Here is a 24,116-nt window from a genome sequence, read left to right on the forward strand (position 1 = left end):
TTATTCGCTGGCCGTTCGCCACCAGCTGGGAAACATCTGCTGCACCCGCGTTTCGGCGAAGCGCTGATCGATCAGCACCAGCACGCCACGGTCCTGGTCGCCCCGAATGACCCGCCCAGCCGCCTGGATAACCTTGCGCACGCCCGGGTACAGGTAGGCATAGTCGAACCCCGCGCCAAACTGGCGGCCCAGGCGTTGCTTGAACTGCTCGTTGACCGGGTTGACCTGGGGGAGACCAAGGGTGGCGACGAAGGCCCCGATCAAGCGCGTGCCGGGCAGGTCCACGCCTTCGCCGAAGGCACCCCCGAGCACGGCGAAACCGACCCCCTGGCCATCGGCCACGAAGCGATCGAGAAACGCCTGGCGTGCCGCTTCATCCATGCCAGGTGCCTGGGCCCACAACGGGATCGCGGGGTGTTGTTCGGCCAGCAGGCTGGCCACCTGCTGCAGGTATTCGAAGCTGCTGAAGAACGCCAGGTAGTTGCCCGGCTGGCGCTGGTACTGATCGGCAATCAGCGCCACGATCGGCGCCAGCGATGCCTGGCGCTCGCCGTAGCGGGTCGAGACCTGGCTGGCGATGCGCACCTCGAGCTGTTCGGCACGAAACGGCGCGGCCACTTCCAGCCAGGCGGTGTCGGCTGGCATGCCCAGCAGGTCGGTATAGAAATGCCGTGGGCTGAGGGTGGCGGAAAACAGCGTCACGCTGCGCGCGGCCTGCATGCGCGGGCCAAGCAGACGGGCCGGGTTGACGTTGCGCAGGCAGAGGCTGGCCAACTTGCGCTTGCGCGGGCCCTCGCGCAGGGTGATGTCGAACAGGAAATGCTCATCGAACAGCTCGGCGACCCGGCTGAACTGCAGGGCCTGGTAGAAGAACTGCAGCACCTGTGGGTCCAGCTCGGCGGGCTGCTGGTTCAGGCGTTCCTGGATCAGTCCGATGCACTGCTGCAACGCGCGCAGAAAATCATCGGGCAATCGCTCGCTGGCCTGATAAGGCGCCCGCTGCGCCTTGTACAGGGCATTCCACTGGCGGTTCAGCCGGTCCAGCGCGCTGGTCAGACCTTGCGGCTTGCTCTGGCGCAAGGCGAGCAACTGGCCCTGATCAAGGCTGGCGCTGTACATGCCACGGCCGCGCTCGACCAGGTTGTGCGCCTCGTCCACCAGCGCCGCGACGCGCCACTGGTTGGCCTGGGCCAGGCTGAAGAGCAAGGCGTGGGCGTCGAAGTAGTAGTTGTAGTCCGCCACCAGCACATCTACCCAGCGGGCCATCTCCTGGCCCAGGTAGTACGGGCAGACCTGGTGCGCAAGGGCCACCTCACGCAGGTTGTCGCGGTCCAGCAAGGGGCGCTGCGCCGCTGCCTCGCGTGCGGCAGGCAGGCGGTCGTAGAAACCCTGGGCCAATGGGCAGGAGTCGCCGTGGCAGGCCTTGCCGGGGTGCTCGCAGGCTTTGTCCCGGGCGATCAGCTCCAGGGTGCGCAAGGCGGGTTGCGGGGCGGCCTCGGTCATCTGCCGAAGCGCATCCAGCGCCAGCGCCCGGCCCGGCGTCTTGGCCGTCAGGAAAAACAGCTTGTCGAGCAGTTGCGGGACCATGGCCTTGAGCAGCGGAAACAGCGTGCCCAGGGTCTTGCCGATGCCCGTGCTGGCCTGGGCCATCAGGCAGCGCCCGGTGCTCACCGCCTTGTACAGGGTCTCGGCCAGCTGGCGCTGGCCCTGGCGGAACTGCGGGTAGGGAAACGCCAGGGCCTGAAGGCCCTGGTCACGCTCGGCCAGGCGGCGTTCCTGGCCTTGGGCCCAGGCCAGGAAGCACTGGCACTGGGTTTCGAAGAAGGTGCGCAAGGTATCGGCACTGTAGTGTTCGCTGATCAGCGTCTGGCCGTCGTTGTCGACGTCCAGGTACACCAGCGCCACCTCGATGGCGGGCAACTGCCGCGTTTGGCACAAGAGCCAGGCATAGACCTTGGCCTGGGCCCAGTGCAACTGGCGATGGTTGGCCGGCTGGCGCGTCAGGTCGCCGCGGTAGGTCTTGATCTCCTCCAAGCGGTTGGCGACAGGGTCATAGCCGTCGGCACGGCCGCGCACCTGCAAGCCTTGATAATGGCCTTCGAGGGGGACTTCCGCCTCATAGCCGGCGGCACGCCTGGCCACCACCCGACGGTGGCCTTCGATGCCCTCCTGAGCAGTGGGCGATGGGGTAAAGCGCAGGTCCAGGTCACCCACCTTGGCACCGAACTCGCACAGGGCGCGCACTGCCACCCTGTAGCTCACGCCGGCTCACTCCAGCGCACATGACAAACCGCCACCGGCAAGCCGTGTTCGGCGCAGAACGCCAGCCAACGCAACTGGTTATCCTGCAGACGATCACCCGGGCCCTTGACCTCGACCATGCGGTACTGGCCCTGCTCGGGCCAGAACTGGATCAGGTCGGGCATGCCGGCGCGGTTGTTGCGGATGTCCTGCAGCAGGCGCAGGAAACACTGCTTGAGGTGTGCGGGCGGCAGGCAGGCCAACGCCTGTTCGAGCAAGGCCTGATCAAGCATCTGCCAGAACACGAACGGCGATTGCAGGCCATGCTTGGCGGCAAAGCAATCGAGGATGGCCTGGCGATGCGTGCCATCGTCGAGCCTTCCTAGGCAGGCATCGAACAGCGCTGCACGGCGTAGCTGGAAATCGCTGTCGTGCAAGTCCTGGGGCGCGGCCTGGAACGGATTGAAGAATGCGCCAGGGACCGGCGCGAAAATCGCGTCCCAACACAACAGGCCGAACAGGCTGTTGAGCAGCGTGTTTTCCACGTAGTGCACCTGCCCGCCGGCCTGCGTCAGGTGTTGGCGCACCGCCTCCTCGACACCCTGTGCAGCGAACTCGCGCGGCAGCTCCAGCTCGATCAGCTGCGGCGCCAGGGTACGTCGGCGCGGTTGCGCGGGCCCGCCGAGCTTGCGCGCCAGCCGCGGCAGCATGCGCTCCAGCGCCTGCACTTCCAGCGCGTTGGCGGGTGCCGCCGCCAGTTGCAGGGCCAATTCATGGGCCTGTGGCCAGCGCTCGCTGCGTTCGAGCACTCGCACCTGGCGGATGCGCGCTTGTGCATGGCTGCTGCGGGCATACACCGACAGGGCCTGGTCCCAGTCGCCCAGCCGCTCGCACTGCTGGCCCAGGGCAAACAACAGGCGCCCATGGCGCCGGGTCAGCCACGGGTTGTCGCTGCGCCACGGGGCCAGGTCATCGAGGATCGCCGCAGGTGCCTCACCTTGTTCCAGGCGCTCGGCACACTGGTGCAAGGCCATCGCCAGGTCGACCTCACTGCGTTGCTGCAGGGCGCGTGAGCCGGGGCTGAACGGCACTTGTTCGAAGCGCAGCAGGCCTAGGTCGGTCAGTACGAAGTCCGACCAGTCCTGATACAGGTTGCCGAAGAACAGCAAGCGCATGCGGTCGCACAGCGGCTGCAGGCACCACTGAAGAATGCACACGGGCGCATCGGCGTACCATCGCGACAGCGGCCTGGGCGCCAGTGCCAGGGCTTGCAACTGGTCGAACAGGTCGCGCTTGGCGGCGCGAGGCCGGCTCAGTTGCTGGGCGAAACACTGGGCCAGCTCGTCCTTGCGCAGCAACGCGAACAACTGCTCAAGGCTCAACTGCTCGGGCTCGCGTACCCAGCCCAACGCCTGCAGTGGCTGCAGGGCGCGCACGGTATCGCCGATCTCGGCATAGTCGAGACGGTCGCTGCGAAACAGCTCGCCCTTACGCATCACCATGCGCACCATCAGCGCCTGGGCCGGTTGCTCCAGGGCGGCGAAGGCCTGCAGGAAGGTCAGTTCCTGAGCGTCGAGCAGGTCGGCATAGCGTTGTTCAACCCACTGCAACACCTGGCGAAAGTTATGCAGGTAGTACAGCGGGTCATCGACGGAATGGGCAATCACAAGGCACGGTCGGTCAGCAGGCACGGATACTGTTTATACATACAGATAACACGCACTGGCAAGCACCCGTGGATCGCCTTGCCTGAGGCACGGCGACCTGCCGACGAATGGCGCTCGCTCACCCTTCGTCTTTCGCCTGCCGACCGCCGGGCTGCGCCAGTGTTTCGCCCAACTTGCAGACCGCCTCGCGCAGCGCGTCGGCCCCCTCACCCGTCCAGGTCAGCAGCAGGTGGTGTTGATAGCGCCCATGCGCGCTGAACTGAGCGCCCGCCAGTGCTGGCAAGACGGTGCCAGCCATCGCCGTCGCCACGCGATCCACCGACACCGGCTCCAGCAGCCGTACCCACACGGCATGCCCACCCTCGGGCACGGCAAAGTCCAGTTGCCCGCCCAGGTGCGCCTGCAGTTGATGACAGAGCTGTCGCATGCGCCGGGCCAGGGCCACACGCTGGCGGTTCAGGTGTTCGTCTATCTCCCCTCTGGCGAACATCTGGGCCAGAGCCTGCTGGCGCAGCGGCGGCAATTGATACGCACGCCGGGCAAACGCTTCGCCCATGGCCGGATGCCGGCCAAGCACATAGGCGTAGGGTGCCTCGGCCCCGACCGTGGCTTCCAAGGAACCCAGCACCAGTAGCCAGCGTTGATCGACCCAGTCACGCAGATACGTGCCGGGCGACGAGGTGAAACGGCGTTCGCTGTCCAGATCATTCTCCAGCAACCAGACCGGATGCCGTGCCAGCAGGTGGGCAAGCTGTTGCTGATCGTGCGGCGAAATCATTCGCCCGCCGGGCAGCCCCAGGCACGACGGCATGATCAACATCCGCACCGTGCCTTGCCCGAGCTGCCGTGCCAGGCTGGCAAGATCGAAGCTGCCATGATGATCCAGGGGCACTTCCAGCACCTGCAAGCCAAAGCGCTGCAAAACCTGCAGCAAACGCCAGCAACAGGGTGACGCTACCAGGACCGTGCTCCCTTGCAGCGCCAAGGCTGCCAGCAGCGTTTCCAGCAATGCCTGCACGTCGGGGCCCAGGTGCACATGCTCCGGCTTCCAGGGCTGGCTGCCCGTGCGGGTATAGCGGTGCGCCAACACTTCCCGCAGGCGCGTGCCAGCACTGAACGGCGACACGGCGTGCACCTGCGCTCGCTGGCGCGCCAAACGCCGCTCGTGGGCGAACAGCGAACCTTCGAGGCTCGACTGCACGGGCTCGGGGCAGCGGCGCAAGCGATTTGCGCCCCCATTGCCGCGGGGCTGCACGAAGTAGCCGGATTTCGCCACCGACCGCACACGCCCTTCATTTTCCAGCAGGCCATAGGCCGCCTGCACGGTAGCCAGCGACACCCGCAGATGCCGGGCCAAGGCACGCAACGAGGGCAGGCGCGGCTCCCCGCCCCGCTCGGCTTGGTCGATCAACGCTTGCAGATAGCGATAGACCTTGAGGTAGGCGAACTCACGCCCCATCAGGATGACGCCTCGCGATCCGTCGGGCGGGGCAGCAAGCGCAGGTGCACATCGCGCCGCGCCAGCGCCGCCAACAAACGCCGAGTACCGTGCTGCAGATGCCCAGCATAGACAACCCGCAAATGCCGAAGTGACAGACCGCTGGTATTGACCAGCCAGTTTTTGACCGCGTCAGGGCAAGGTTTGCCTTGCAAGGCACGGTGCAGATAAGGCAAGGCCACCAGCATGTCGGGGTGGCGACACTGCAGAAAGCGCTCCAACCCCCGCCCCTGTTCGGCGAAAGGGCCATACAGCATGCAGATGAGCTGGGCCTGGTCAACGCCATGAACCTGGGTGAGGCGCGCGGGCTGTGGCCTTTGCGGACTGCCCGAGGCCCGCTGGCCAACCAACCGCAACGCCTCCCGTGGCCGGGCCGGCGCCAGGCAGCGCTCGCGCAGCGCCTGCAACTGCGCCACTGCCAGCGGGTCCAGGTAGGCCGCCAGCGGCATGGTGTCCTGCAACGGCGCGAAAGGCTGCTCCATCATGCGATCGAGCGCCCCCTCACACAGCAGCTGGGGCAATAGATCATCAATGGCCAGTAGCCGCATCGGCGCTTGTGCAAGCGGCTCATGGCTAGGCATTTCCGGCTCGCCCACCGGTAGCCCGGCAAGCCCATGCAACTGACGCAGTCGCTCGGCAAGGCTCGCCAGGCAAGGGGTCGCAGTGAGCTGGCCAGTGTCCCCCGCAAGGCGCAAGCCCCTGCGGGCCCAGGCCAGGTAACGGCGCCGCTCGCCCACAGGCATGGCGGTCACCAGCGCATCTGCGCAAGGCTGGTCTTCGCAGGTCAGCCCCACGGCGGCGGCCAGTTCCAGGTGCATGCGGCTACCCAGCAGCGCTTCGGGCCGCGTGTCGATCAGATGGCCGAACAGTAACATCGCATCGCGTGCCGATGTCCAGGGCTCACAGGCCCTGGGCTGGCGGTCGAAGGGCACCACCCTCCCCGCCGTGACCATCTGCAAGTGAACGCGCGGATCGTCATGCATGAACAGGTTGTCGAAACAACGCTGATGTTGCTCCAGCAGCATGCGTCCGGTCGCCGGCAGGCCCACCACCCGTACCTCCAACTGGAAGGTCAACGGTGCGCGCAGGGCGATGCTCAACTGCGCGGCACGCAAGATGGCCAGCAGTCGGGCGCTGCGGTTATCGGCGCCCTGCACCACGAGCAATTTGAAAGTACCGATGTATTCCGGTCCTCCGGACGTCACCAGCAAACGCTGGATAAGCAACTGCAATGAGGCACGCTGGGGTTGGGTCATATGGCCCAACAAACGCTCTAGAACTTGTTGGTATATATAGTGCATAGCCTGATCGTGAATATGGCTCACGGGTCACCTCACTGCTTCAGTCACACGTCGCGCAGTGGATGTTTAAATCAATAACTGCGCGACGAAATCAATAGGAGAAAATTCCTATTTATATTTAGGAAAAACTGAAGTAGCGAAACTCTGTCGCCAGGCCATCGAGAAAAAAGATCCCCTTCGCGCACCAGCTGCCCTGCGCCCTAGCCCGGTGTGGGGCCACCCCTTCTCCATCGCACGCTCCTTGCGTTAAGTATCACTGCGCCATTATCAAGCGTTGCTGAACGAATAAAAGATACAGATGCCGGTAAAAAAACCATGCAGTCAGAAGACAAATACCCCAGCAATCAATCACTCATCGAGAAAACAGAAAGCGACTTCAGGAAAGTGGCATCGACAGACATATTTAGCGCGGAAAGCACACAGGAAAATTGAAGTTTATTTGTAGGAATTTTCTTATTCTGCAGGCAGAAAAAACCCGGGCTTAGCCCGGGTCCATTTCGTTGCCATCGCCCTCTCAGGGCTGTCCCATATCCAGCACGACCCGCCCGCCACACGGACACTCATCCATGCACTGATGGGCCTCGACCACCTGACTGAACGGAAACACCTTGATGATCTGCGGTGTCAGCAGTTGGTCGGCGGTGAACTGGTTGATGTCGCGCAAGGCACGCTGCAAGGCCACCTGATCCTGGGTGATGCCCAGCTCCGGCTTGCCGGTGAAGTTGCCGATGCAGTGCACGTAGAACTGAATGTTCTTCTGGAACGCCGCACAGGCCGGGAACGGTGTCTGATTGCCCCCTTGCAGGCCATACAGCACCAGGCTGCCACGCGGCGCCAGCACATCGCCGAGCAGCGACATCTGTGGCCCACCCATGCCATCGAGGACCATGTCCACGCCGCGCCCGTTGGTGTACTTACCAACCTGCATCAGCAGGTCCTGCTCTTCGGTGACGATCACCTTGTCGGCCCCCAGCCCCAGCAGGTATTCGCGCTGCTCGGGTTCCTTGGTGGCGGCGAAGACCGTGAGCCCCAGCGCCTTGCCCAGCTGCACGAACGCAGGACCCGCGCAGTGGCTGGCGTCGGTCACCAGGGCGGTCTGCCCGGCCTTGGCCCGGGCCAGATCGACGTAGGCGAAGTAGGCGATGAGCAAGGGCGTGTAGTGCACGCTGGCTTCGATCGGCGTGAGCACGTCCGGGTAACGGGTAATGGCGGTGCGCGGCAGCACGATGACATCGCCATACACCGGATGCTCGTTGGCACTGGCGGCCGGGAAGCTGGCCACCCGGTCACCGACCGCGATATCTTCGACACCTTCGCCGACCGCCGTCACCACGCCCGCCATCTCACTGCCGATCCCGGCCGGCAGGCGGGCCTGGGACGGTGCCAGGTTCTGCCGCCAGAGCACGTCGTACCAGCTCACGCCAATCGCCTCGACGCGGATCTGCACCTCGCCAACGGCAGGGGATGGTTCGGCCTGCTCCTCGCAACGGAGCACATCGGCAGCGCCGAACTTGTGGAAACGGATCATGCGGGACATCGCATACCTCGCCTGTGTGAACCTCGTATTACCACGAACCTTATCCGGGCTTTAGCCGTTAGACCATCAGTGGCGGTTAATAGTCGACATGCCTGTCATCGATTGGGCACCTGGCTTTCCTGTGCATTGGCACCCGGAAATCGGTGCAGGGTAACAGCCTTTGGCCTTAAGATTCACCTCTGCCCCATTTAAGGCGAAGCGCACCGATGAATCGAAACGACCTGCGTCGCGTAGACCTCAACTTGCTGATCGTGTTCGAAACCCTGATGCATGAGCGTAGCGTGACCCGTGCCGCCGAGAAGCTGTTCCTCGGCCAGCCGGCGATCAGCGCGGCCCTGTCGCGCCTGCGCAACCTGTTCGACGACCCGTTGTTCGTGCGCACCGGTCGCAGCATGGAGCCCTCGGCGCGCGCCAACGAGATCTTCGCCCTGCTCTCCCCGGCGCTGGACTCGATCTCCACCGCCGTCAGCCGCGCCGCCGAGTTCGACCCGGCCACCAGCAACGCCGTGTTCCGCATCGGCCTGTCGGACGACGCCGAATTCGCCCTGCTGCCGCAACTGCTCAAGCGCATTCGCGCCGAGGCGCCGGGCATTGTGCTGGTGGTACGCCGGGTCAACTACCTGCTGATGCCGACCCTGCTGGCCTCGGGCGAAATCTCGGTGGGTGTGAGCTACACCAATGAACTGCCGGCTAACGCCAAGCGCAAGGTGCTGCGCCGCAGCATGCCCAAGCTGCTGCGCGCCGACAGCGTGCCGGGCAGCATCACCCTGGACGATTTCTGCGCCAGGCCGCATGCACTGGTGTCGTTCGCCGGCGACCTTTCCGGGTTCATCGACGAAGCGCTGGAGGAAATCGGCCGCAAACGCCACGTGGTGCTGGCCGTGCCGCAGTTCAATGGCCTGGGGAGTCTGCTGGCGGGGACCGATATCGTGGCCACCGTGCCGGACTACACGGCGGATGCGCTGACTGCCGCTGGCGGGTTGCGCGCCGAGGAGCTGCCGATCGAGGTGCGCAGTTTCGAGCTGCACATGGCTTGGCGGGGGGCGCAGGACAATGATCCGGCGGAGCGGTGGTTGCGGTCGCGGATACAGATGTTCTTCGGGGATCCCGATAGTCTCTAGGTGAACACCACGAGCTGCTGACTCACCGAGTGGCAGGCCTTCCGGCCTGCCACACGCCACGCTGCCTATGCCCGGAAGTCTTCCAGAATCAGGTCGGCCGCCCGCTCCGCGACGGCCATCACCGCGCCCTGGATGTTCCCCGACACCATGGAGGGCATGACCGAAGCATCGACCACCCGCACCCCCTGCAAGCCATGCACCCTCAGGCGCGAGTCGACGACCGCGGCCGCGTCTTCGCCCATCCTGCAGGTGCCTAGGGGGTGGTAGATGGTCTGCCCGGTCTGGCGGGCAAAATCCAGCCATTGCTCATCCGACTGGGCATTGAGGCCTGGGCTGGTCTCCGTTTCGACATAGCGCGCCATTGCCGGCTGCATGACGATTCGACGCGCGATTTTCATGCCTTCGACTATGCACTGCTGGTCCTCGTGCGCGGCCAGCATGTTGGGCCGGATTGCCGGCATGGCGTTGCGGTCGCCGCTTTCGATGTGCACCGAGCCCATGGATTTTGGGCGCAACTGGCTGACACCGATGGTCATGCCAGGATGCCGGTCCAGGACCCGGTTAGCCGCGTTCGCGTAGCTTGCATGCACGAAGAAAAACTGGACATCCGGCGTCGGCAGGCTAGGGTCGGTCTTGACAAACCCGTGCACCAGGCCCGTGCCCAGTGTGAGAATGCCCGTTCGTCGAGTGAAGTACTCGGTCACCGCCAGCCCTAGGCGCCAGCCGCGCGCCAGCTGGTTGAGGGTCACGACACCTTTCAGGCGCCAGTTCATGCGGGTGGCGAAGTGATCGATGTAGTTCTCCCCTACCCCCGACAACGCGTGCTTGAGCGGCACGCCGGCCGCGTGCAGCACCTCGGCTTGCCCGATGCCCGACAACTCCAGCAACTGCGGTGACTGGATCGCCCCCGCGCACAGGATCACCTCGACGCTGGCCTTGACACTGACTTGCGTGTCTTTATGCACATAGGTCACGCCCGTGCAGCGCTGACCTTGCAAGTCGATACGCAGCACATGCGCATGCGTGACGATGTGCAGGTTCGCCCGTGCCCGGGCGGGCTTCAGGTAGCCGTCCACCACACTCCAGCGCCGGCCGGCCTTTTGCGCCACCTGGTAGTAACCAAAACCGGTCTGGTCGGGGCCGTTATAGTCCTCGTTGTAGGGTTGCCCATCCTGTGCCGCAGCCTCCAGGAAAGCGCTGGACAGCGGGAAGCGCTCGCTGACCTGGTGGATATGCATCGGGCCGTCATGCCCCCGCGTCTCATCCCCGGACGCATAGTGCTCGATCCTGCTGAAGTAAGGCTTGAGCGTCTCGAAGTTCCAGCCCTTGGCACCGGTTTGTGCCCAAGCGTCATAATCCGCTGGCTGCCCACGCACGTAGATCATGCCGTTGATCAGCGTCGAGCCGCCCAGGCCACGCCCACGTGGCACCGCAATCTCGCGGTCGTAGGTCCCGGCTTCGGGCTTGGTCTTGAAGTTCCAGTTGAAACGCTTGTCGACCATCAGCTTGCTGAAGCCGGCCGGGATCGAAATCCAGCGACCATCGGGCTCGCCGCCGGCCTCCAGCACCAGCACACGGTGCTTGCCCGACGCGGTCAGGCGGTTGGCGAGGATGCAACCGGCGGTACCGCCGCCGACGATGACATAGTCGTAACTATTCATGGTGCACCCCCATGGCCGCGGCCATCAGCTCAATTTGGCACTGCAGCATGGGCCGTCCCGGATGGACCCGGCAGCCACGCTGGGCAGCCGCCGCCAGCAGCGCCGTGTGCTCCGGTTGCATGATGATCTCGGCCACAATCTGCCCCGGCACCAGATGCTGCACCTCGCACGGGTAATCATCGGTTTCGCGCAGCCCCATCGAGGTGGCGTTGATGACCAGGTCATGCCCCACGGGATCCCGCGAACCGACCTGGAATGCCACGCCCGGGAACAGCCCTGAAAGTCGATCCACCAACGCCTGGGCTTTGGCTTCGGTGCGGTTGGCGATCGTCAGCGTCGCCACACCAGCCTCGGCGAGCGCGAAAGCGATCGCCTGCGCGGCCCCTCCGGCACCTGCCAGGTAGACGCTCATGCCGGCAGGCTCGATCGCCGCCTTGCGCAGCCCAGCCACGAACCCCACGCCGTCGAGGATGTCGCCATGCAGCCGGCCTTCGGCATCACGACGCACGACATTGACCGCGCCGACCTGGCGGGCGGCTGCTGACACGCTGTCGCACAATGAGACGATGGCGCTCTTGTGGGGAACCGTCACCACGAACCCGTCCAGGTTCTGCATGGCCCGCAAGCCATCGACCGCAGCGGCAAGCTGAGCTAGGCCGACGTGAATCGGCACCATCACCCGGTCGACTCCCCTTGCGACCATCAACGCATTCATGTCTTCTGGTGTTTTCACGTGATGTATCGGGTCCGCGATGATGGCGAACAGGCGCGTGTTGCCGGTAATTTTGCTTGGGCAATTCGATAGTTCGTGCATGGTACTCAAGCCTGCGTGTACGTGGTCTTGATAGCGGTGTAGAACTCGCGTGCGAACGGTCCTTGCTCCCGCGCACCGTAACTGGAGCCTTTGCGCCCGCCGAAAGGAGCGTTGTAGTCGACACCCGCTGTCGGCACATTGACCATGACCATGCCAGCCGTGGAACGGGCCTTGAAGTCACTGGCATGCTTGAGCGATGTGGTGCAGATACCGGATGACAAGCCGAACTCGGTGTCGTTGGCCAGGCGCAGCGCATCTTCGTAATCCCTGGCGCGGACCACGCTGGCCACCGGGCCAAACACCTCTTCACGGTTGATCCGCATATGATTTTCGGTGTCGACGATCAGTGCCGGGGTCAGGTAGTAACCCTGGGTTGCACGCTCTACGCGCTCGCCACCGAACACCAGGCGCCCACCCTCGCGGGTGGCGATGTCGATGTAGTCGCAATCCTGCTGCAGCTGGCTTTCGCAGACGACCGGACCGATATCGGTCCCTGCCTTGATGGCGTTGTCGACCTTCAGCGCGGTGAGCCGCTCGACGACCGCAGCGACGAAGCGATCGTGAATGGCGTCTTCGACAATGAAGCGGCTCGAAGCGGTACAGCGCTGGCCGGTCGAGAAGAATGCCCCCTGTACCGCCACTTCGACGGCCTGCTCCAGGTTGGCATCGTTCAGTACTACCAACGGGTTCTTCCCGCCCATTTCAAGCTGTACCTTGGCGCCCCGGGCCATGCATTCCAGCCCCACCGAGCGCCCGGTGTGGGTCGAGCCGGTAAACGACAGCGCCCTGACTTTGGGGTGCTTGGCAAACACGTCGCCGACCTGCGACCCCGGCCCCATGACCAGATTGAAGACGCCCGCGGGCAACTGGCCGGCGCGGCTGATGATTTCCGCCAGTGCCCAGGCGCTGCCCGGCACCAGGTCCGCCGGCTTGAACACCACTGCGTTGCCATAGGCCAAGGCCGGTGCAATTTTCCAAGCGGGGATGGCAATGGGGAAGTTCCAGGGGGTGATGATGCCAACCACGCCTTCGGGTTCACGGCGTACATCGGCTTCGACACCCGGACGAATGCTGGCCAGGCGCTCGCCCGATAAACGCAACGCCTCACCGGCGAAGAACTTGAACACACGGCCTGCGCGCGTCGCCTCGCCAATGCCCTCCACCAGCGTCTTGCCCTCCTCGCGGGACAGCAGCATGCCGAGCTCTTCCTTGCGGGCAAGAATCTCGGAACCGATGCGGTCCAACGCATCACCGCGCTGCTCGGCGGTCAACCGAGCCCAGGCGGGTTGTGCCGCATGGGCAGCCTCCACGGCTTGCTCGGCCTGGCGCGCATCGCCCCTGGCATACTCGCCCACCACCTCGTTGGTATCCGAAGGGTTGATGTTTCGGTTGATAGCGGGCCCTTCGACCCACTCGCCTGCAATGTAGTTTTTATTCATGGCCTTTTCCGAAAGCAAAGTGTCGGGACTGATCAGCTTGGGGTTCACGCAGCCGGCGCGAGCCCGAAAGCACAGTGGCAACACCTTAATCGGCAAAGGCCCGGCGCAGGTATGATCGCCAGGCAAAGGGGGTTTTCCTAAGGATCAAACCCTGTGGCAGAGGTTGGGTTCAGAGGCTCCAGGGGTGCTCGACAATGCGCTTCTCGATCGCGCTGATAAAGGCCTTGATCCGCGGGCTGAGGTTCTTGCGGTCGGGGTACACCAAGTAGATGGGCTGGGCGATGCGAGAGCGATAGTCCTCCAGCACCGGGACCAGACGGCCAGCCTTCAGGTCGTCGCCTATGTGGAAATCGGCAAGCCGTACGATCCCGCCGCCATTCAGGGCGATGGCGCGCAGCAGGTCGCCCTGGGTGAAGGTGGATCGCGGGCGCACAGGCACGGTCGTCGTCTCGCCCTGGTACTCGTAGCCCCAGGTGTTCCAGGGGCTGTCGAAGGCGAAGTGGTAGCAGTCATGCTGCAGCAAGTCTTCGGGCTTTTCCGGGTAGCCTCGGTATTGCAGATAACTCGGCGCCGCACAGGTGATCCAGTTGGTCTCGCCGATTCGCCGCGCCACACGCGACGAGTCAGGGAGCACGCCGCTATGGATGGCGATGTCCAGGCCCTGATCGAACTGGTCGACATACTGGGCCCCCACATCGATCATCACGGACAAGCCCGGGTTATCCGCAAGGAACCCTGGTAGCCAGGGAATGATCTGGTGCTTGGCGAAGGTCGCCATGGTGTGGATCCGCAAGGTACCACTCAGCGTGGCTGGAAAAGCCTCCGCCAGCGAATCGGCTTCGGCCATGGCGTCCATGACTGCCCGAGCGCTGCGCAAGTAGACGGCGCCCTCCTCGGTCAAGGTCAGCGTGCGGGTACCCCGTTGAAAAAGCCGGACGCAAAGCCGGTTCTCCAGCCGCGTCACCAGTTTGCTGATCGCCGACGGCGACAGGTCATTGGCGCGGGCGGCAGCCGAGAAGCTCTGGTGCTCGTGGGCCCAGAGAAACGCCAGCATCTGCGAATAGTTTTCCTTGTCCAACCCTGCACTTCCCCGCTTGAGCAATGGCAACCGTGCTACGGCTGACCCGGTCCGAGCTTCTCGCTGCTTTCCCGCACGACCAGAGCGATATCCAGCTCGGTGACCGGGTCCACCGTCACGCCTTCGATCTGCGCGATCAGCGTATCAGCGCTGATGCGGCCGATCTCAAAAATTGGGATGCTGATCGAGGTCAGCGACGGCGAGGCAATTGCACTGAAACTGATATCGTCGAACCCGGTAATGGTCATGTCCGCCGGCACACTCAGTTGCCGCCGCTTGGCCTGCTCGCAAGCGCCCAGCGCCAGCAGGTCGGTGGTGCAGATCAGCGCTGTCGGGCGCGGCTGCATGGCCAGCACCTGTTCGAAGCCGGCCCGCCCGCCCTCGAGGCTGAACGGCTGTTCGACGATGCGGTTTTCGGGCACTTCGATACCGAGCCGCGCAAAGCGCTGACGCACGCCCTCGATACGGTACCTGGCGCGTTCGTTGTACTGCCGCTGGCCGGTGAGAATGGCCACCTCCCGATGGCCGAGCGCGAGCACATGCTCGGCGATCAGCTCTCCGCCACGCACGTTGCTGAAACCCACCGCACAGTGCTCACGGCAGTCATCTACCGACCACATCAGCACATAGGGGCGCTGTGAGCGGTGCAGCAGTTCGAACACCGCCGCATCATGGTCGGTCCCCACCAGGAATACACCTTCCACGCCGCGCTCGATGAAATTGCGCACACTGCTGAGCTCCCGCTCGCGGTCGTACTCGTGGGAGGCGATGATCAACTGGTAGCCACAGGCGTTGAGGCGCTGCTGCAGGGCCTGGATCGAGTCGGCATAGATCGGGTTGTTCAGCGTCGGGAAAATCGCCGCCACGCTGAAGGTACGCCGCAGGGCCAGGGCCCGCGCAGCACCGTCCATCACGTACTGCAACTGCCGTACGGCGGCGTCGACCTTGGCCAGGGTGGCCGGCTTGACCTGGTCAGGGTTGGACAACGCACGCGAGGCACTGCCCAGCGAGACGCCGGCCAGCCGTGCCACATCTCGCAGCTTCGGTTTGTCGTTTTTTGTCATGGGTGTTGAGACTCCTGCTTGACAGCAGTGTACCACCACCACTAAAAATGAACCGGTTCATATTTGAACCAGGTCGTCCTGAATCAACAATAAGACAACAGCCACGCTACCAACGCCTTGAAAGGTGTTTTTTTTGGCCGGCAACTTGAACCGGTTCAATTTTAAGCGCCCAGGCTGCCATACCAGGAGGCAACACAATGAAAATAATGCCTTGGGCCATCAACGGCCTCGCTGCCCTTACCCTGTCGGCCTCGCTGACAGCCCATGCCGATGTGCAGATCGGTGCCCTCTACCCACTCAGCGGGTCCCTGGCTTTGCTCGGCGACGAAAGCTACCGTGGCGTTGAGCTGGCCGTAGCCGAACGCAACGCCGCCGGCGGGCTCAAGGGGGAGCCGATCAAGCTGGTCAAGGCCGACGCCGTGGACGCCGCCCAGGCAGTCAGTGCCGCCCGCCGGCTTACCTCCAGCGACAACGTGGTAGCCGTGTTCGGAAGTTACTCTTCCGCCCTCTCCTTCGCCGCCACCCAGGTCACCGAACTGGCCGCAATCCCTTACTTCGAGCTCGGCGCAGTGGCCGACAACATCACCGAACGCGGCCTGCAGAATGTCTATCGCAGCAACCCGACGGCGCGCAATTTTGCCGAAGGCACCATCACTGCGATCACCCACCTGGTTGCGCCGCAGCTGAACGTCGACGCCAAGAGCCTGAAGATCGCGATCATCCACGAAGACGCGCTGTACGGCACCACCATTGCCAACTTCCAGAAAGAGCTGGCCGCCAAGGAAGGGCTGCAAGTGGTGGAGGTGCTGCCCTACTCCGCCAAGGCCGTCGACCTGTCGTCGCTGATCCTGCGCCTCAAAGGTGCCGGCGCCGACGTGGTACTGCAGACCTCCTACCAGAACGACACCACCCTGTTCTTCCGACAAATCCGCGAAGCCGGCTTCACGCCCAAGGCCATCATCGGCGCCGGCGGTGGTTACTCCATGCAGGACACCGTCAAGGTGGTTGGCGCGCAGAACATCGAGGGTGTGCTGGACGTCGACTTCCCGCAGTTCCAGACCAACGAAGCCGGCGCTCCGGGTATTGCCGCGTTCGCCGAGGCCTACCGGGCGCGCTACGGCAGCGAACCACGATCCGGTCACAGCCTGATCAACTACGTCGGTGCCAAGGTGTTCCTCGACGCCATGGCCAACGCCAAGTCGTACGACGCGGACGATATCCGTGAGGCCGTCAAGACCATCGACATTCCGGTCGGGCAGACGGCAGCGAACATCGGCGCCAAGTTCGCCGCCAACGGCCAGAACGAAAGGGCGCAAACCACCATCATGCAGTGGCAGCAAGGGGTGCTGAAAACCGTATATCCGCAGGACGCCGCCGTCGCTCAGGCCACCCTGGCCAGCCAGCCCTGACCCACTCGCTGCACGCAGGCACGCGCCATGGCATGGCGCGCGGCCTGCGCATGAGGAGCTTTCATGGATATCTTCCTGCAACTTCTGCTCAACGGCGTGTTGCTCGGTGGCACGCTGGCCATCATCAGCATCGGGCTGACGCTGATCTTCGGTATCGTCCGGGTCGTCAACTTCGCCCATGGCGAGTTCCTGATGATCGGCATGTACGCGGTCTACCTGATGAACGTGCATTTCGGCCTGCATCCCTACGCCACGGTCGTGCCTGCGGTGGCACTGCTGTTCGTGCTGGGCGCAGGTATGCAGCGCTTCATCATCCAGCCGCTGTTGGCCGCCGAGGGGCACATCCAGATTTTTGCCACCGTCGGCGTGTCGATCGCCCTGATGAACGCCGCCTTGATGGTGTTCGGCGCCGACGTGCTCACCGTGAGCAACCCCAGCGGCCTGGGGGCCGGTAGCCTGACGGTCGGTCCGCTGCGGGCAAACACAGGCCAGTTGCTGACCTTCCTGACCTCGCTGGCACTGGTCGGCGGCCTGCACTGGTTCCTGCACAACACCTTCCTCGGGCGCGCCGTACGGGCCACCGCGCAGCATCGCAACGCCGCCCTGCTGATGGGCGTGAACGTGAACCGCATCTACATCTTCGCCTTCGGCCTGGGTTGCGCCTGCCTAGGCCTGGCGGCAGCGATGATCGCCCCGCAGTACCCGGTGTTCCCTACCTTTGGCACCTTCTTCGTCCTGACCGCTTTCGTCATCGTGGTCCTGGGTGGCCTCGGCAGCCTTTCCGGCGCCTTGGTTGGCTCGCTGCTGATCGGCGTGGTCGACAGCCTGGCGGGCTACTACATCGCCCCGGACCTCAAGGAGGTCGTGTACTTCCTGATCTTCCTGGCGATTCTCATTTTCCGCCCCACCGGCCTGTTCGGTGCCGGGCGTGGCTCAGAGTAGGAGCTTACCGATGAACCTTCTGCACCCGCGCATCTACCTCAGCCTGGCGGCGCTGTCGCTGCTGCTGGTTATCCCGTTTTCGGTGGGCTCCAACTTTGTCTTCCATCTGTTCATCCTGATCTGCAGCTACGCGGCGCTGGCCAGCGCCTGGAACATCGTTGGCGGTTTCGCCGGGCAGTTGTCCCTTGGCCATGCGGTGTTCTACGGCACGGGTGCCTATGTCAGCACCCTGCTCCTGCTGCACCTGAACCTCAGCCCGTGGGTCGGCATGCTCCTGGGAGCAGCGGTATCCACCGCGCTGGCCGTGGTCATCAGCTGGCCCTGTTTCCGCTTGCGTGGCCCCTTCTTCGCGCTGGCCACCATCGCGGTACTGGAGGTGATCCGCCTGCTGGTGATCAATCAGCATGACCTCACCGGCGGCGCCGCAGGCCTGGCCGTGCCGCTCAAACTCGGCGCCGAATGGATGCTGTTCCGGGCTCGCTGGCCTTACCTGCTGATCGCTTTCGGCTTCCTTGCGATCACCTTGCTGGTGTCCTGGAAGATCAAGCACTCGCGCCTGGGCTACTACCTGATTGCCGTGCGCGAGCGTGAGGATGCTGCCCAGGCTGTTGGCGTCAACGCGGTAAAGGTCAAACTGATTGCCGTGGCGCTTTCGGCCGCGCTGACCAGCCTGATCGGCAGCTTCCACGCCATGTACCTGACCTTCATCGAACCGGGTGCGATGTTTTCGCTGGAGCTGTCCATCCAGATCGCCATGTTTGCCCTGATCGGCGGCCTGGGGACCTTGTCGGGGCCACTGATCGGTACGGTGATCGTCCTGCCGCTGGCCGAACTCGCTCGCGGCTGGCTGGGGGACGCTGGCAGTGGCGTGCATGGCCTGGTCTATGGCCTGGTGTTGGTGGCGTTCGTGCTGACCATTCCACAGGGGCTGGTCGGGCGTTTCGGGCAGCGTATCGGCGCCTGGGTGGACCGGCTGCCAGGCGCCAAGCGCGCCACCCTGCCGCCTGCCCCTGCGCGCCCTGTCCAACAACCTTCTGCGAGCGCTGGCCAACCGATCCTGGTCGCAGAAAACCTGCACAAGTTCTTCGGTGGGCTGCATGCCACCAACGATGTGTCCCTGACCCTCAACGAAGGCGAGATCGTGGGTGTGATCGGCCCCAACGGTGCCGGCAAGACCACCGTGTTCAACCAGCTCTCGGGCTTCATCCAGCCCTCCTCGGGCCAGGTCAAGGTACGCACCGTCGACGGCCACTGGGTCAGCCCCTCCAGCCCAGCGCAATTCGCCGTGGCCGGCATCGGCCGCACGTTCCAGATCGTGCAGCCGTTCGCCGACCTGAGCGTGTGCGAAAACATCATGCTGGGCGCGTTCCTGCATACCCACGATCCCGCCGAGGCCCGACAGATTGCCACCGAGGTTGCCACGCTCACCGACCTTGGCCCATTGCTCGATACCCGCGCACGCAACCTCACCGTCGGTGGCATGAAGCGCCTGGAAATGGCCCGTGCGCTGGCCACGCGGCCACGGGTGCTGTTGCTGGACGAAGTCATGGCGGGCCTGAACCCCACCGATGTCGGCAAGGCCATCGAGATCATCCTCCGCGTGCGAGACACCGGCGTCAGTGTGCTGATGATCGAACACATCATGCAGGCAACCATGACGTTGTCCGACCGCATCGTGGTGATCAGTACCGGTGCGGTCCTGATGGATGGCGAACCGCAAGCCGTGGTGAGCAACCCGCAAGTCATCGAAGCTTATCTGGGCAAGGAGTACGACCATGCTGCGGCTTGACAACATTCACGCAGGCTATGGCAACACCGAGGTGCTGCGAGGCGTCTCTCTCGAGGTCAAGGCTGGTGAGGTGGTGACCCTGCTGGGCGCCAATGGTGCCGGCAAGACCACCACGCTGCGCAGCCTCTGCGGCCTGATCAAACCTTCCCAGGGCACCGTTGAATTCGACGGCCGCCGACTAGACGGCTGCGCCCCCGACGAGATCGTCGCCGCTGGCATCACGCTGATTCCTGAAGGCCGCCAGCTGTTCCCCTTCATCAGCGTGCGCGACAACCTGCTGATGGGTGCCTACAAGAAGGCTGCCCGGCCTGCGGTCAAGCAGCGCCTGGAGCAGGTGCTGGAGTTGTTCCCACGGGTGCGTGAGCGGCTGGAGCAGCATGCCGGCTCGCTGTCCGGCGGTGAACAGCAGATGGTCGCCATCGCTCGGGGGCTCATGTCCGACCCCAAGCTCCTGGTCTTCGACGAGCCCTCACTGGGGTTATCGCCGCTGCTGGTTTCCCAGGTGTTCGGGATCATCGACAAGATCCTTGCGCTGGGCACAACGGTACTGATCGTCGAACAGAACATCGTTCACACCTTGCGTGTCGCCCACCGCGGCTACGTGTTGGAGAACGGCAGCATCACGCTGACCGGCACAGGGCAGGCGTTGCTGGACAACCCGCACGTGAAACGTGCCTACCTCGGGCTATGAAGGAGCGACACGCCATGAGCCGGAAAATGCTGTTGATTGATCACCGCCCAGGGGGCGGCGCTGACTGCCTGCGTGTGGCCGAGGTCGGCATTCCCACGCCAGCTGCGGACGAAGTGCTGATACGCGTCGCCTATGCCGGTGTGAACCGCCCGGATGTACTACAGCGTTCGGGCAGCTACCCGCCACCTGCCGATGCATCCCCCTACCTGGGCCTGGAGGTCTCGGGCGAAGTGGTGGCGGTCGGCACTGCGGTGCAGGGCCTGCAGGTAGGTGCGCAGGTGTGCGCACTCACGCCAGGCGGCGGTTATGCCGAATACTGCTGCGCGCCGGCAGCGCACTGCCTGCCGATCCCCGACGGTTTGTCGCTGCTGCAGGCCGCGGCGCTGCCGGAAAACTACTTCACTGTGTGGACCAACCTGTTCGAGCGTGGCCACCTGCAAACCGGCGAAACCGTTCTGGTACACGGCGGCTCCAGCGGTATAGGGCTGACCGCGATCCAGCTGGCCAGCCAGTTCGGCGCACAGGTGCTGGCCACTGCGGGCAGTGAGACCAAGCTACAGGCCTGCCGCAACGCTGGCGCCAGCCGAGCCATCAATTACCGCGAGGAAGATTTTACCGCGGTGGTCCGGGCGCAGACCGAGGGCAAGGGCGTGAACGTGATCCTGGACATGGTCGGGGGCGGCTACATTCAACGCAACCTCGATGCCCTGGCGGTGGAGGGCCGTTTGGTACAGATCGCCTTCCTCGAGGGCAGCCAGGCCCAGCTGGACGTCATGCCGATCATGCTCAAGCGCCTGACATTCACCGGCTCGACCCTGCGGGCCCGGCCCAAGGCGGAAAAGGCGGCCATCGCCGATGCCCTGCAGGCCCATGTCTGGCCATTGCTCAGCGCCGGCCGATGCCTGCCCGTCATCCATTGCACTTTCCCATTGCATGAAGCCGCCCAGGCCCATGCACTGATGGAAAGCAGTCGTCACATTGGCAAGATAATGTTGGAGATCAATCCATGATTGCAGGTCGTCACAGGGGTAGAAATGTGCTCGTTTCAGGCGCTGCGAGCGGTATCGGTGCGGCGATTGCGCAGCGCTACTGCGAGGAAGGCGCCAGCGTCGCGCTGCTCGACCTCAACCCGCAAGCTGTACACGCACAGGGCGAACGATTGCGTGCCCAAGGATTCAAGGTTGCCTGGCAAGCTGCGGATGTCGGTGACTTCGGACAATGCCATCACGCCTGCAGTCTGCTGGCCGAGGAAATCGGCACTATCGATACCCTCATCAACAATGCAGGCATATCCCCCAAGCATGGAGGCAATCCCGCGCCGATCTGGCAAATGAGCCCGGAAGAATGGCAGCAGGTAGTGGCCGTCAACCTCAACGGTGCCTTCAATCTCACGCGTTTGCTTACGCCAGCAATGGTCGAGCAACGCTTCGGCCGCATCATCAGCATGTCCTCGGTGGCAGGCAGCGCCTACCTGTCCCTGGTGGCCGCCCACTACAGTGCCACCAAGGCGGCCATCATCGGCTTCACCCGACACCTGGCAGGAGAGCTGGGCGCCTATGGCATCACGGCCAATGCCTTGGCACCCGGACGCATCGAAACGCCCCTGCTGAGAACCGTCGCCTCGGCGGCCAATGAGGCGGTTATCGCCGATACGCCGCTGAACAGGCTGGGACAGCCCTGGGAAGTGGCCGACGCCGCGTGTTACCTGAGTGCGCCGGACAGCGCCTTCATCACCGGCCAGGTACTCGATGTGGCGGGCGGCTGGCTCATGCGCTGACCGATGGGTGCCGCCTATGCCGAGAACTCGCGTAGCAATGAGGGTGTGTACTGGACGATGCTGTTCGGCGCGCCTTGAAGGGCCGCGCGCAGGCGCCTCGCGGTACTAGCGATGATTGCGATAACGCTCGGTCAAGGACTGCACGCGGGTGACGTAGGTTTGCGTCTCGGCGTAGGGAGGCACCCCGTTGTACTCGACCACGGACGCTTCGCCGGCGTTGTAACCTGCCAACGCCAGCATCTGGTTGCCGTTGAAGCGCTTGAGCAGCCAAGCCAGGTAGCGCACACCGCCACGAATGTTCTGCCGTGCGTCGAACGGATCGTCCAAGGCGAAGCGCTCGGCGGTGGCGGGCATCAACTGCATCAGCCCTTGGGCGCCGGCTAGGGAGATGGCGTTGGCGCGAAACGCCGATTCGGCATGTATCACGGCGCGGACCAGCGCCCTGTCTACACCATATAGAGCCGCAGCGGCTTCGATCTCGCGCCGATAGGATTGCGTGTCCAGGCGCAGTGAAGCGACGTTGAAATCCTTCGGCGCCATGCACAGATAGCAGCCCTTGATGTAATAGAGATCAAGGACATCGACCCGTGCCGAGATCCCGACAGGGTGCCGGCTTACATATTGCCGAACGCCCCTGTGCATGAAGGTGTACACCCGCACCCGCACCGCGCCGGGGTCGTCGAAATGCACGATCCGTGGCTGGGCCTTTGCCTTGACGCCAACAGCGGCGCCCGCCGCGCCATTCTCGCGGGTGCAGCGGGCGCTGGTGATGGCTTGGCTTGTGTAGCTGATGGTTCCGTCACTGGCTTGGCACTTGAACATGGCGCTGGCGCACAATGGCGCGACCAGCACGGCCAGCCCGATGCCGCCAAGGAGGCTCTTGCGAGCCCATCGCCATGCTTGGGAACTCATCATATCGCTGCGCGCCGCCGATCAGGCTCGGGCCCTGCCTTTTGCCGGGTGGTTCCGGGTGCCCCGCCTGTTGTTCTGGTAGTTATACCCCTTGCCCCTCCCCTTGTAACCGGCCTTGAGACTGGCGTTGAAGCACAGGCTCGATTCAAACCAGCGCATTGGCAAACGCCTCGGGCGTCGGGCTTTCTTCCCATTGCGCAACGCCTTCAGGCAGCGCCAGCCACGGTTGCCCCGGATCGTCGAAGCCGGGTTGTGCGAAGCGGACCAACATTTCGCGATCGCCTCCGATAACCACCTTGCGCAACTGTCCGCGCTGAAAGCAGGGCTGGGTTTCGGTCTCTGTCCGACGCGGATTGCCAAGGATTACGAACTGATCGAAGTGCTGCCAGGCAGTTTCGGCTTCGACGTCGAGGTGTGGATTGCGATGCACGGTGATCTGCGCAAGATCAAACGGATCGCCCGGGTGTTCGATGTGCTGGGCGAGGCATTGCATGGCTATTTGCGCGAGGCCGATCGCTGAGGTCGGCAAAGGCCCTGGTGCCGTCAGTTGAATACCCAAAGCACGCGGGTAGGCTTGTCCGTCAAATTGGCATAACGGAACTTTGCATGGGACTGCAGCTGAAAACTGTCATTGGCATGAAGCGTTACCGGCTCGCCCTCGTCCAGCCAGACGGTCAGCTCGCCTTCGAGCACGAAGCAGCCCTGCTCCGAGCTGTCATTGAGGAATTCTTCCCCGCTCGTGGCCCCGGGTTCAAGGTGGCTATCGAGCATGGAAAATCCACCGGTGATGGTGGGTGAGACCAGCACATCCTTGATACCACCGTCGAAATGCAACATACGGCGCTCATGCGGACGCGTCACCCAACTCAGGCCACGGGGCTTGTCCAGGTTGTAGAAATACGCCGTCGATACACCGAGTGCTTCGCTGATGGCCGTCAAGTCCGCCACGGTCGGGCGCGAAACGCCGCGTTCAACCTGGGAGAGAAAGCCCACCGAACGACCGATGCGTTGCGCCAGCTCGCCTAAAGTCAGGCCTTTGAACTTGCGCAGGTCGCGAATCAGTGTGGCCAGCTCTTCAATTTCTTCGTGCACTAACGTGTGAACCATGATCAAGCGTGGCCAGTAATAAATGAATTATTGGCATGGAAAATACCTGAATAAATTCACAAATCAAG

At 63.8% G+C, this 24,116-nt stretch carries 20 protein-coding genes; 8 read left to right on the forward strand and 12 right to left on the reverse strand.

What is annotated here, in order from left to right; genetic code table 11:
- The 5 genes from ACIPZG_RS08290 to ACIPZG_RS08310 form a co-directional block, all read right to left on the reverse strand.
- Window positions 1-2,262: an ATP-dependent DNA helicase gene (locus tag ACIPZG_RS08290; RefSeq protein ID WP_400712116.1), complete on the reverse strand. Its 2,262-nt coding sequence runs from the start codon at window positions 2,260-2,262 to the stop codon at window positions 1-3.
- On the reverse strand, window positions 2,259-3,908 hold the full coding sequence (locus ACIPZG_RS08295) for a VRR-NUC domain-containing protein (protein ID WP_400712119.1): 1,650 nt from the start codon (window positions 3,906-3,908) through the stop codon (window positions 2,259-2,261). The genes ACIPZG_RS08290 and ACIPZG_RS08295 overlap by 4 nt, the downstream gene beginning before the upstream one ends.
- Window positions 3,909-4,026: 118 nt before the next feature.
- On the reverse strand, window positions 4,027-5,367 hold the full coding sequence (locus tag ACIPZG_RS08300; protein WP_400712122.1) for a GntR family transcriptional regulator: 1,341 nt from the start codon (window positions 5,365-5,367) through the stop codon (window positions 4,027-4,029).
- Entirely contained in the window at window positions 5,367-6,731 is a 1,365-nt protein-coding gene (locus ACIPZG_RS08305) for a hypothetical protein (protein WP_400712125.1), read from the reverse strand. The genes ACIPZG_RS08300 and ACIPZG_RS08305 overlap by 1 nt, the downstream gene beginning before the upstream one ends.
- Window positions 6,732-7,221: 490 nt before the next feature.
- Window positions 7,222-8,244 carry a zinc-dependent alcohol dehydrogenase family protein gene (locus tag ACIPZG_RS08310; protein ID WP_400712128.1) on the reverse strand — a complete coding sequence of 341 codons (1,023 nt, stop codon included), beginning with the start codon at window positions 8,242-8,244 and terminating at the stop codon, window positions 7,222-7,224.
- A gap of 206 nt (window positions 8,245-8,450) precedes the next feature.
- Here ACIPZG_RS08310 and ACIPZG_RS08315 point away from each other — a divergent pair, with 206 nt between their 5' ends.
- Window positions 8,451-9,365: a LysR family transcriptional regulator gene (locus ACIPZG_RS08315; protein WP_400639900.1), complete on the forward strand. Its 915-nt coding sequence runs from the start codon at window positions 8,451-8,453 to the stop codon at window positions 9,363-9,365.
- A 65-nt stretch (window positions 9,366-9,430) separates the two neighbouring features.
- On the opposite strand, the gene ACIPZG_RS08320 is transcribed toward ACIPZG_RS08315, so the two are convergent.
- From ACIPZG_RS08320 to ACIPZG_RS08340, 5 genes are all read right to left on the reverse strand, one after another.
- A complete protein-coding gene (locus tag ACIPZG_RS08320; protein ID WP_400712131.1) occupies window positions 9,431-11,026 on the reverse strand; it encodes a GMC family oxidoreductase in 1,596 nt (531 codons plus the stop codon).
- Complete coding sequence (locus ACIPZG_RS08325) at window positions 11,019-11,840, reverse strand: shikimate dehydrogenase family protein (RefSeq protein WP_400712134.1); 822 nt, start codon at window positions 11,838-11,840, stop codon at window positions 11,019-11,021. The genes ACIPZG_RS08320 and ACIPZG_RS08325 overlap by 8 nt, the downstream gene beginning before the upstream one ends.
- Window positions 11,841-11,845: 5 nt before the next feature.
- Entirely contained in the window at window positions 11,846-13,279 is a 1,434-nt protein-coding gene (locus ACIPZG_RS08330; protein ID WP_400712137.1) for an aldehyde dehydrogenase family protein, read from the reverse strand.
- A gap of 169 nt (window positions 13,280-13,448) precedes the next feature.
- Entirely contained in the window at window positions 13,449-14,333 is an 885-nt protein-coding gene (locus tag ACIPZG_RS08335; protein WP_400712222.1) for a LysR family transcriptional regulator, read from the reverse strand.
- Window positions 14,334-14,392: 59 nt separating this feature from the next.
- On the reverse strand, window positions 14,393-15,421 hold the full coding sequence (locus ACIPZG_RS08340) for a substrate-binding domain-containing protein (RefSeq protein WP_400712140.1): 1,029 nt from the start codon (window positions 15,419-15,421) through the stop codon (window positions 14,393-14,395).
- 197 nt (window positions 15,422-15,618) lie between these two features.
- Here ACIPZG_RS08340 and ACIPZG_RS08345 point away from each other — a divergent pair, with 197 nt between their 5' ends.
- From ACIPZG_RS08345 to ACIPZG_RS08370, 6 genes are all read left to right on the forward strand, one after another.
- On the forward strand, window positions 15,619-16,830 hold the full coding sequence (locus ACIPZG_RS08345; protein WP_400712143.1) for an ABC transporter substrate-binding protein: 1,212 nt from the start codon (window positions 15,619-15,621) through the stop codon (window positions 16,828-16,830).
- Between the two features lie 63 nt (window positions 16,831-16,893).
- Window positions 16,894-17,772, forward strand: coding sequence for a branched-chain amino acid ABC transporter permease (locus tag ACIPZG_RS08350; RefSeq protein ID WP_400712146.1), 879 nt, complete (start codon window positions 16,894-16,896; stop codon window positions 17,770-17,772).
- Between the two features lie 10 nt (window positions 17,773-17,782).
- The gene (locus ACIPZG_RS08355) at window positions 17,783-19,561 is read left to right on the forward strand and encodes a branched-chain amino acid ABC transporter ATP-binding protein/permease (RefSeq protein ID WP_400712149.1); all 1,779 of its coding nucleotides are present in this window, start codon (window positions 17,783-17,785) and stop codon (window positions 19,559-19,561) included.
- On the forward strand, window positions 19,548-20,252 hold the full coding sequence (locus ACIPZG_RS08360; RefSeq protein WP_400712152.1) for an ABC transporter ATP-binding protein: 705 nt from the start codon (window positions 19,548-19,550) through the stop codon (window positions 20,250-20,252). Before ACIPZG_RS08355 ends, ACIPZG_RS08360 begins: the two co-directional genes overlap by 14 nt.
- A 14-nt stretch (window positions 20,253-20,266) precedes the next feature.
- The gene (locus ACIPZG_RS08365; protein ID WP_400712155.1) at window positions 20,267-21,262 is read left to right on the forward strand and encodes an NAD(P)H-quinone oxidoreductase; all 996 of its coding nucleotides are present in this window, start codon (window positions 20,267-20,269) and stop codon (window positions 21,260-21,262) included.
- Window positions 21,259-22,029, forward strand: a complete 771-nt coding sequence (locus ACIPZG_RS08370; protein ID WP_400712158.1) for an SDR family oxidoreductase — start codon at window positions 21,259-21,261, stop codon at window positions 22,027-22,029. The genes ACIPZG_RS08365 and ACIPZG_RS08370 overlap by 4 nt, the downstream gene beginning before the upstream one ends.
- A gap of 105 nt (window positions 22,030-22,134) precedes the next feature.
- Here ACIPZG_RS08370 and ACIPZG_RS08375 read toward each other — a convergent pair whose 3' ends face one another.
- Window positions 22,135-22,941: a lytic transglycosylase domain-containing protein gene (locus ACIPZG_RS08375; RefSeq protein ID WP_400712161.1), complete on the reverse strand. Its 807-nt coding sequence runs from the start codon at window positions 22,939-22,941 to the stop codon at window positions 22,135-22,137.
- 193 nt (window positions 22,942-23,134) lie between these two features.
- On the opposite strand from ACIPZG_RS08375, the gene ACIPZG_RS08380 reads away from it, so the two are divergent.
- Window positions 23,135-23,461: a hypothetical protein gene (locus ACIPZG_RS08380; protein WP_400712164.1), complete on the forward strand. Its 327-nt coding sequence runs from the start codon at window positions 23,135-23,137 to the stop codon at window positions 23,459-23,461.
- Between the two features lie 23 nt (window positions 23,462-23,484).
- On the opposite strand, the gene ACIPZG_RS08385 is transcribed toward ACIPZG_RS08380, so the two are convergent.
- Window positions 23,485-24,048 (reverse strand): helix-turn-helix domain-containing protein, encoded by a 564-nt coding sequence (locus ACIPZG_RS08385; RefSeq protein ID WP_008095244.1) that lies wholly within the window; start codon window positions 24,046-24,048, stop codon window positions 23,485-23,487.
- Between the last annotated feature and the right edge of the window lie 68 nt (window positions 24,049-24,116).

Origin of the sequence: Pseudomonas sp. NPDC089395 (genome assembly GCF_044749525.1) — a bacterium.
GTDB lineage: Bacteria > Pseudomonadota > Gammaproteobacteria > Pseudomonadales > Pseudomonadaceae > Aquipseudomonas.